Source organism: Ralstonia condita (assembly GCF_958405655.1).
GTDB classification, from domain to species: Bacteria; Pseudomonadota; Gammaproteobacteria; order Burkholderiales; family Burkholderiaceae; genus Ralstonia; species Ralstonia condita.
This window is the reverse complement of record NZ_CATYWO010000002.1, coordinates 1,146,310-1,155,213: the sequence shown is the minus strand read 5'-3', so window position 1 is coordinate 1,155,213 and position 8,904 is coordinate 1,146,310. Positions and strand designations below refer to the sequence as shown.

General features: G+C 64.3%; 11 protein-coding genes and 1 pseudogene. 5 read left to right on the top strand and 7 right to left on the bottom strand.

All coding sequences use genetic code 11. The annotated features are described in order from the left end of the window. Positions 1–89: pseudogene (gene sdhB, locus R2N03_RS11735) on the top strand (succinate dehydrogenase iron-sulfur subunit); the annotation flags it as partial. Positions 90–147: 58 nt separating this feature from the next. Here the strand turns inward: sdhB and R2N03_RS11730 are convergent. Further along, positions 148–1,008 (bottom strand): alpha/beta hydrolase, encoded by an 861-nt coding sequence (locus tag R2N03_RS11730; protein ID WP_428984396.1) that lies wholly within the window; start codon positions 1,006–1,008, stop codon positions 148–150. A gap of 339 nt (positions 1,009–1,347) precedes the next feature. Here R2N03_RS11730 and R2N03_RS11725 point away from each other — a divergent pair, with 339 nt between their 5' ends. Together R2N03_RS11725 and R2N03_RS11720 are read left to right on the top strand one after the other, a co-directional pair. After that, positions 1,348–1,920: a globin family protein gene (locus R2N03_RS11725; protein ID WP_316657768.1), complete on the top strand. Its 573-nt coding sequence runs from the start codon at positions 1,348–1,350 to the stop codon at positions 1,918–1,920. Further along, entirely contained in the window at positions 1,917–2,603 is a 687-nt protein-coding gene (locus R2N03_RS11720; protein ID WP_316657767.1) for a hypothetical protein, read from the top strand. Before R2N03_RS11725 ends, R2N03_RS11720 begins: the two co-directional genes overlap by 4 nt. A gap of 205 nt (positions 2,604–2,808) precedes the next feature. Here R2N03_RS11720 and R2N03_RS11715 read toward each other — a convergent pair whose 3' ends face one another. The 3 genes from R2N03_RS11715 to R2N03_RS11705 form a co-directional block, all read right to left on the bottom strand. Then, on the bottom strand, positions 2,809–3,537 hold the full coding sequence (locus R2N03_RS11715) for an anti-sigma factor (RefSeq protein ID WP_316657766.1): 729 nt from the start codon (positions 3,535–3,537) through the stop codon (positions 2,809–2,811). Beyond that, the gene (locus R2N03_RS11710; protein ID WP_428984392.1) at positions 3,534–4,244 is read right to left on the bottom strand and encodes a sigma-70 family RNA polymerase sigma factor; all 711 of its coding nucleotides are present in this window, start codon (positions 4,242–4,244) and stop codon (positions 3,534–3,536) included. The genes R2N03_RS11715 and R2N03_RS11710 overlap by 4 nt, the downstream gene beginning before the upstream one ends. A gap of 65 nt (positions 4,245–4,309) precedes the next feature. Next, positions 4,310–4,894 (bottom strand): fasciclin domain-containing protein, encoded by a 585-nt coding sequence (locus R2N03_RS11705; protein ID WP_232039594.1) that lies wholly within the window; start codon positions 4,892–4,894, stop codon positions 4,310–4,312. A 399-nt stretch (positions 4,895–5,293) separates the two neighbouring features. Here R2N03_RS11705 and R2N03_RS11700 point away from each other — a divergent pair, with 399 nt between their 5' ends. Next, complete coding sequence (locus R2N03_RS11700; RefSeq protein ID WP_316657764.1) at positions 5,294–5,830, top strand: chalcone isomerase family protein; 537 nt, start codon at positions 5,294–5,296, stop codon at positions 5,828–5,830. 11 nt (positions 5,831–5,841) lie between these two features. Here the strand turns inward: R2N03_RS11700 and R2N03_RS11695 are convergent, their stop codons facing one another. Then, a complete protein-coding gene (locus tag R2N03_RS11695; RefSeq protein ID WP_316657797.1) occupies positions 5,842–6,342 on the bottom strand; it encodes a lipocalin family protein in 501 nt (166 codons plus the stop codon). A 117-nt stretch (positions 6,343–6,459) separates the two neighbouring features. Between R2N03_RS11695 and R2N03_RS11690 the strand changes: the two genes are divergently transcribed. Further along, positions 6,460–6,999: a DUF2878 domain-containing protein gene (locus R2N03_RS11690; RefSeq protein ID WP_316657763.1), complete on the top strand. Its 540-nt coding sequence runs from the start codon at positions 6,460–6,462 to the stop codon at positions 6,997–6,999. 1 nt (position 7,000) lies between these two features. Here R2N03_RS11690 and R2N03_RS11685 read toward each other — a convergent pair whose 3' ends face one another. Further along, positions 7,001–8,101 carry an SAM-dependent methyltransferase gene (locus tag R2N03_RS11685; protein WP_316657762.1) on the bottom strand — a complete coding sequence of 367 codons (1,101 nt, stop codon included), beginning with the start codon at positions 8,099–8,101 and terminating at the stop codon, positions 7,001–7,003. A 24-nt stretch (positions 8,102–8,125) separates the two neighbouring features. Then, positions 8,126–8,902 (bottom strand): DUF1295 domain-containing protein, encoded by a 777-nt coding sequence (locus R2N03_RS11680; protein WP_316657761.1) that lies wholly within the window; start codon positions 8,900–8,902, stop codon positions 8,126–8,128. Positions 8,903–8,904 lie beyond the last annotated feature (2 nt).

Genomic DNA, 8,904 nt, shown 5'->3' with positions numbered 1-8,904 from the left:
TGAACTGCGTCGATGTGTGCCCGAAGGGTCTGAACCCGACCAAGGCCATCGGCAAGATCAAGGAATTGATGGTGCGCCGCGCGGTGTGAGCGCGAACGTTCCGGCGTTCGCTGGACCGTTCGCCGGCGCAGCGTCCCGCACGCGGAACTAGGTCTTGGCGACGAAATCCGCCACGTCGGATAGCACCGGCCCAAGAAACCGCAGCGGCGAGGCGAGCGCCGCCACCAGCGTCTTGTGATCGAGTCGCGGGTAGACCTTGAGCTCAACCGGATGTCGATACTGCATCAACCGCTCGGCCAACGATAGCGTGTTGCGCCGCACGTCAACATATGCATCGCGCTCACCGGTGAGCAGGAGCGCAGGAGGCTGCCAGCGCTGATCCACATGGAATACCGGCTGGCTGGCTTGCGTCTCATGCGGGTGATTGAACACAGGCAGTACGTCGGTCGCTTGAATGGGCAGGAAGTTGTATGGGCCTGCCATTCCAATCCAACCCGAAAGGGACTCGGTGCTCAGCCCGTGCGCGCCCAGCCAGCGCGAGTCGGTCGCCACCATGGCCGCGTTGTAGGCGCCCGCGCTATGGCCGGCGACGAACAGGCGTGCGTCCGCAAAGCCCTGCTGCGCGAGCCAGCGATGCGCGAAGGCCGTGGCTGCAGCACAGTCCTCCAGGAACCCCGGATAACTGACTTCCGGATACAGCCGGTAGTCGGCCACCATCGCAATCGCGCCGGTAGCGGCCAGCGCCTCGCCGACAAAGGCGTAGTCCGTGCGAGCGCCCTCCCGCCAAGACCCTCCATAAAAGAATACGACCGCGCGCGCAGGCCCTGCCATGGGTCGGACAGGCCGGTAGACGTCGAGCTTCTGTCGCGGGTTGTCGCCGTACGCCAAGCCGAGCGTCGGAACACTCGCGTCGGACTTGGACACGGCGTTCAGAACGTCCAGGGCGGAGCAGCCTGCCAGGCTCGATAGCGCTGCAGCCAGCCAGGCTCGACGCGTGAGGCGGGTCATCGACATGGCCGCTCCCATGCTGCGTCGTGACAGCGTGTCGCGCCTCCATCGAGGCTGGCGCCCGCCGCTGCCTGGGGCGCGGGAGCATGGCGGCAATTGAACAGGATCACCATGAAAGTACGCGTGGAATGCAGGTAGACCTGCGTAGATACGGTCCGTCGACGCGAATGGATGCAATCGTGCTCACGTTGGTGTCATCGCCTCCATGAGAATCGATCGAATTCCTGGTCCGTCCTGCATCCGATCTCGCGCGCGCGACGTATGTACCGGCAGTACTGCGCAGCGATCAAGGCACGCCGCGCGGTGCGCTTTCCATACCTGACCAGAGGAGATTTGCCCATGAAGCGATCACTGCTATTGGTTGTGACGTTGACCGCCGCGACACTGAGTGCATGCGGCGGCGGCGACAACACACCAACATCTACCGCGTCGACAGCACAGTATCCGCAAAACGCCGACATGTGGGTAGGACTTGGCGGAGACGCCAGCGCACCGGCCGCCATTTCGAAGGTCGTGGACGATGCGGTCTCCGGTCTGCTCGCGGATCCCAAGGAAGCGCCGTATTTCGCCAATATCGGCCAGCCCGGACACGACACGGTCGGGCGTCTCAAGGCTTGCCTGAACCTCCAGTTCAAGGCGCTGTTCGGCGGCCCGTTCAGCTATCCGGGGCAAGTCGCGGCGGACGGTACCACCGTGATGTGTGACGACATGGCCGCCGCGCATTCGGACGTCGGCATCCCGGGCTGCGTGTTCGATCAGTTCATCACCGATGCCGCCGCCGTCATGAAGAGCGATGGCGTTCCTGATGCCTACATCACGCGTGTGGCGCCTGTCCTTACCGGTCTGAAGTCCACCATCGTGTCGTCGATGCCTCAGTACCTGGGCCCCAACACCGCCCAGAACTGCCAATGAAACCGGGCCGCGCGCTGAAACGCTACGCAGTGCCCAGCGTGGCAGCGCTCACGGTCGCGATCGGCCTCGTCGGGGCAATGCACCTGAAGGCTGCACGCCCGTTGCTTGCCATGCTGGGCGTGCCCTGCCCCGTCGACAGCACCACGGCAGCGCAAGTCAGCGCGCTGCGTGCGAGCGGACTGGCGCAGTTGCGCGCCAGCCAGCCGGCGCCGGCCCGCCCGCTCCCGGGCGGGTTCGTGCTGGACGGCACGACCGCCGCCGAGGCTGTTCGCTGGGCACATGAAAACGGCGTGGCCTGTGACGCTGTCACGCACGGCTACAACTATCTTCGCTGCCGTGGCGTCGATGCCCGCAAGCTGGGCCTTGCCGGCCCGCCCGTCAGCGAGTTGTGGCTCAGCTTCGGTCCGAGCGGCCATCTCGTCGGCGTCGACATCTACCGGCGGGGCATGAACGCGAATGACACAACCACTGCCTGGAACGGCGCGACGCACGCGTTGCGCGACGCGCTCGGTACACCAACTGCGACAATGGGCGATGCGTCGCCGCAGGTACTGAGCCAATCGCCATTGCAGACGGCACGTTTGCAGTATCGATTCTCGGACTACCTGGCGATCGTCACCGCGAGCAACCTGCCTTACGCCGGACTGGCAGTGCGAGAGCAGTACATGTCGTCGCGCATTTGATTGCAGCTGGAAGCGAACGGTCTTTGCGTCATACCTTCGGCCTCTTGGTCGAAGGTATTTTTTTTGCCCGCTGGATAAGCAAAAGCCGGCGATTTCGCCGGCTTTCACTGAAACACTTGTCTGGATGAGGCCGGCTTAATGCTATACGCCGCACTTACCCAGACTTTCCACCGTCATCCCCTTGCGCTACGTGGGGCAACCGCTATCACGTCTCTTGCATCGCGCCCTTGCCGACGACCGGCCCCGTCGGCTGGCCCGTTGGAGAACCGCCCTTCGGCTCGACCGAAACGGCCAGCATAGCGCGGACGTTGAGCTTGGCTGCATTTTCCTTCGACAGCGCAATCGATGTGGACCGATCTGCTGAGAACACACCCAACGAGATCGGCTTGCTGTTCTCGGGAATCAACCAGAGCTCCGTCGAGGCGCTGTCGGAGACCTGCAACGCAACAGCCGGCACCACGACGATTTCACGCCTTGCCGTGTCGATCGTCATCGTCCAACGCGGCAAGCCATTGTCGCCGGTGATGGCCGCGGCAATATAGGCCGGCTTGGCGCCAGTCGGCGTTCCGACAGGTGACAACACGGACAGGTTCACCGCAACAACCGCGATCGTCGCAAAGGAAGTTGCGAGCGCCACGGCGCGCCACAATCGAATGCTGTTCCAGATCCGCCTCACCTGCGACTCACCCGCAGGCGCCGCGGCAACCGTGCGCTCAACGTGGCCAAGGTCGGCCTGAATCCGCTTCCACACCCGCGCGGGCGGCTGCATGCTGGTCACGGCCTCACCCATCGGAGAGAGGCGCGCCTCCCAGGCGCTGACTGCGTGCTTCAGGGCGACGTCTTCGTCCAATGCGCGCTCGAGCGCCCGGCGCTCCTGACTGTCGAGGAGTCCGAGTACATACTCGGCGCATTCCAAATCGCGATCGGGCGTCATGGCTGATGCTCCATGCATGCCTTGAGCTGCAGCAGGCTGCGCCGCACCCAGCTCTTCATCGTTCCGATCGGCACACTCAGGCGCGTTGCAAGTTCTGCGTAGCTCGCGCCCGTGTAAAACGCTTCGACAATGACACCCCGCTGCCGCGCTTCAAGCTTCTGAATGCAGCCATTGAGACGCCGACGCTCCTGACTCATGTCCGCCGCCTCCTGTGGCGTTGCTTGCTCGTCGACGATGTGCGTCCAGTCGGTTTCATCCCCCGTTGTCTCGCGCGACTGACGCAGGCGATCGATCGACTTGTTCCGCGCGAGCGAAATCAGCCATGTCATGGCCGTTCCCCGGGCAGGATCGAATTGATCGGCGCGTTGCCAAATGGCGACATAGATTTCCTGGAGCACATCTTCCGCTTCACCTGAGCTGCGAAGAATGCCGTACGCGAGCGAATAGAGTTTTGGCGACGTGAGGGCGTAAAGATCGGCAAAGGCGCTACGGCTGCCTTCCGCAGTCTGCTTGAGCAGTTCAAGCAACCGTTCCCGACCCCCCTCCTGCCGCGCTGAGATTGAGTCCTCGGACTCGAGCAAAGATGCTCCGACAACGTGCATATGATTTCGCGTGCCTCGGTTGCCCGCAACGGGATGCGGCAAAGGTATACCAATGGCATCGTTCGCGCAACGAACGTCCGGGGCGTGGCGAAGTCTGGATGGCATGCCTGTCCTCTGATCACCGTTTGAGCATGCGCGAGGGCGCCCGCCCTCGCGCTGGACCCGACTGATTACGGCATCAGCACCTTGTCCACGACGTGGATCACGCCGTTGGACTGATACACGTTGCCGATCGTCACGGTGGCGACGCCACCCTTGTCGTCGGTGACGGTCAGGTGATCGCCCTTCTGCATGACGGTCAGCGCGTCACCCTCGACGGTCTTGAGGGTGGCTTTGCCGCCGCCGTCCGACACGGCCTTCATGAGGTCCTGTGCGGTGAGCCGGCCGGGCACCACGTGGTAGGTCAACACCTTGACCAGCGTCGGCTTGCTCTCGGGCTTCAGCAGGCCATCAACCGTACCGGCCGGAAGCGCAGCGAAGGCTTCGTTGGTCGGTGCGAACACGGTGAACGGGCCGGGGCCGGACAGCGTGTCGACCAGGCCGCCCGCCTTCACAGCGGCGACGAGCGTGGTGTGGTCCTTCGAATTGACGGCGTTCTGGATGATGTTCTTGGACGGATACATCGGAGCGCCGCCCACCATGACGGTTGCTTCGCTGCCGCTCATGGCTGCGGTCGCTACGGAGGCATAACCGCCAGAGATGATTGCGAGGGAAAGCAAAACACCAGACAACCCAGCCAGTTGATACTTTTTCATTGTTGACCTCAATCGTGGCGCTTCGCAACGTGGAAGCAACCCATATACGAGGGCAAATCGCTGGCGGATGCACAGTCGGAGCACGCAACAACGCTGCAACGGGTGTGCACCGGGTTGAGCCGGCTTTGCGTCAGAAAAAATCGCCACAGATGTCCTGCGAACGATGGGCGCTGAGTACAGTGCAGAACAAACGCGACCCATCTGATTCAACGCCACTGACGCCATGCACATTCGAGGACGTCCGCGGCCGCCCTCCGCGTGTGCCCGGACGCATGATGCCGGATACCGGGCATGACGGCCCAGCGGTGGCAGACGCCGTGTCCCGCATCCTTCGCGCCGGCATCTGCGTATCTGTACTGGCCTGATCCCAACCCACTTCATAGCACGACCCATTGCCCTATGTTGCCCAAGCGCCTCAAGACCCTTCGCGCAGTGGCCGCCATACTCGGCGCAGCTGCGAGCGTTCATGCCGTTGCGGCTTGCCATGACACGCTGACGCCAGCCGAGCTGTCGGGCAAGGGCGAGCTGTGCATCTTCGGATTCTGCTTCTACGACGCGCAGTTATGGAGCACGAAAGTCCCTGTCGGCTACGACGCGCCCTTTGCGCTGGAAGTCACATACCGCCGCGCCGTCACCGGCACCCGACTCATCGAGACAGCCATTGATGAGATCCGGCGCATGCAGGCGCCTCCGCCGTCCGATGCCACCCTGTCGCGCTGGCAAGAGGCGATGACGCCCGCGTTCACCGACGTCAAGCCCGGCGACACGCTGTGCGGCGTCTATCTGCCTGGCCGCGGCGCGCGCTTCTATACCAATGGGCATTTGATGACCGAAGTGGACGACCCAGCCTTCGCACATGCCTTCTTCGACATCTGGCTGGGGCGCGGCACGCGCGCCCCGTCGTTGCGCCGCAGTCTGTTGGGCGAGGCACGTTGATGCGCGAGACGCTATTCCGCGTCTCCCGGCGATTGGAAGCCCGGCTGCCCAAGCTGGCTGGGGAACTGAGGCACCCGCCGGAACCGGCTGATGTCGTAGCCCATGGCTTCGAAGCGGCCCAGCGCTGCCTTGTAGTCGGCATCACTCATGTTCGGGTCGCGCGAAAACACCCAGCCCAGACTCTTGTCGGGATAGCCAAGCAGCGTCACGTGATACTCGGGGTCGACATACAGCGTGAGCTGCGAGACGTAGATGGGCCAGAACAACCGCACGCGCCACTCCCCTCCACCACTGCCCGGTACCACGGAATCGAGGAACTGCATGCGCTTGAAGGGCGCGTCGAAGCTGCCCGGCCGGTAGATGTAGCCGTCATCGATGCGTCCGTCGGGGCGCAGCTTCCACTCGGCGTAGCTGCCCACATTGCCGCGCTCCCCAAAGTACGGAATGTTGGCGATGACATACCAGCGGCCCATGTAGCGCGGCAGATCGACCTGCACCGTCTGCAAGGGCACGGCGGCACGCGGGTTGGGGTTGGGCGGCTGGCTCGAGCACGCCGCAACGCCCAGCACCAGCGCCGCCACGGCAATGCCGTGTATCCAGCGTAACCCTGCACGCACCCCGTGATCCTTATGCTTCGTTCCCATCGCACCCTCCTCTACGCGGCCGTCGGGCAGATCGGCTGGTTTGTCTGTGTACTGAGCGCTGCCCGTGGCGCCCCCTGGATTGGCATGGTTTTCGTGGCTATGCTGCTGGCCGGCCACCTGAGTCAGGCGCCGCTCCCGATGCGCGAGTTGCGGCTGGCAGGCTGGATCGTCCTGGCGGCGATACCGTGGGAAACGACGCTGGTCCGCGCTGGGCTGATCACCTATCCATACGGCAACTTGTGGCCAGGCATCGTGCCGCCGTGGCTGCTCGCGCTCTGGGTGTTGTTCGCGATCCAATTGAATGTCCTCTTCCGCTGGCTGCGCGGCCGCCTCTGGCTGGCAGCCGCGCTCGGGGCGATTGCCGGGCCGCTGTCCTTCCGCGCCGGCGTGGCACTGGGCGCTGCGCACTTTCCGAATGTGCCGGCTGCGATGGCGGCCATCGCCGCCGGCTGGGCGGTGTGGATGCCGTCCCTGGTGTGGCTCGCCCAGCGCAGCGACGGCATTGACACGCCGTCCCGGCGCTGACTCAGCGCTTGTCGAACCGGTAATGCGCGACACCCCACTCGTTGCCGCCGGCATAGTCGAATAGCTCCGACACGGCCAGATAGAACATGCGCCAGCGCTGGAACCATACCGCCGCGTCCCGCTTGCCATAGGTCTGTTCGAACACCGGCATGAGCCGGCTCCGGGCGGCATCGAGATTGGCCAGCCAGTGGTCCGCCGTCCGTGCGTAATGCGTGCCGCTCACCCACCATTGCCGCGCAATCTGCAGATCATCCTGAAAATGCAGCAGCAGGTTTTCCGAGGGCATGGTGCCGCCGGTGAAGAAGTACTTCGACATCCAGTCGGTGCCGTCCTGCACCTGGAAGTGATACGCCAGCGTGCGGTGCGCGAAAATGTGCACGAACAGCGCTGCATCCGGCCGCATCCAGCGCGCAATCTTGGCGAGCAGCAGGCCGTAGTTCTTCATGTGCTCGAACATCTCGATCGAGACGACGCGGTCGAAGCGGCCGCCTCGTGGCATGTCTGCAAACTCGAAGTCGACGATGTTTCCCGTGTGCACGGTCAGGTTGGTCAGGCCACGCTCGGCCGCGCGCGCCTCGATCCAGCTGCGCTGCCCATGCGAATTCGACAGCGCGACAATGCTTGCGTTGGGATAGTGCTCCGCCATCCACAACGACAGCGATCCCCACCCGCAGCCCAGGTCGAGAATGCACTGGCCATCGACCAGGCCAGCCCGTTCCGCATAGCAGGCAAACATGGCCTCTTCAGCCTGCGCAAGCGTTTCATTGCCCGTCGGATACAGTGCGCACGAATATTTCAGGCGCGGCCCCAGGTGGGCCTCGAAAAAGGCAGGCGGCAACTCGTAGTGCTGCGTATTCGCCTTGTCGGTCTCGATGGCGATGGGGCTGACGTTGAGTTCGTCGAGCAACGCGTTGAAACGCCGGGAACGCAGCTCACCATCGTCAAGCCCCTCGTCGCGCAGGCGCTGGCGCATCAGCATGCGCATGCCGGCCCGGATCATGGCATCCGGCAGCAGGCCGCGCTCGCAGCATTGGATGGCCCATCCGTCACGGGGTTGCGGCGCTGCCTGGGTCGGGATCGACGGCGTGGTCAAGGTGGTCATTCGTATTTCCTCACGAGGAATAAGTCAGCGGCGGGGCGGCCACGGGATCAGGACGCTGGTGGTGCGCGCGTATTCGGCATAGTCGCCGCGCGTGGCGCGCATGTGGGCCTCCAGCATGGGAATGCCGGACACCTTCACCAGCAGCCACGCCATCAGCAGCGGCGGCAGCAGCGTGAGCCACGCCCAGGGCGCGCCCACCGCCAGCGGCACATAGGCGAGCCAGTGCACGCACTCAAAGAAGTAGTTCGGATGCCGCGAATAACGCCACAGTCCCGCCCGGCAGGTCTTGCCGCGATTGGCCGGGTCGCTGACAAAGGTGCGCAGTTGCCGGTCGGCCACGGCCTCCCCGACCACGGAGATCAACCAAAGCGCCACGGCCGCCGCCACGAAGCCGATCCCGGGCGCATCGGGCCGATAGCTCGGCACGGCAAACGCGACCGACAGCAGCATCGACACCACGGCCTGCATCTGGAAAAAACCGAACATGTTGCGCGGTGCGGCAGCACCCCACTCCTCGCGAAGCTTGCGGTAACGCGCATCTTCCGGCTTGCCGGCATTGCGTCGCCACAGGTGCCAGCCCAGGCGCCAGCCCCACAGCGCGCCGCCGAGTCCGACCAGCACACGCGCGTGGATCGAACCTGTGCCAAGCCACGCATACAGCAAGGCCACCACGCCCAGCGAGAACGCCCAGACGGGGTCGATCATGCCGGCGTTCTGCGTTGGCAATTGCCAGGCCCATACGGCGCTGAACACCGCAACCAGCAGCAACAGCGCGACCAGGGCGACACCGAGTGGAGACATGG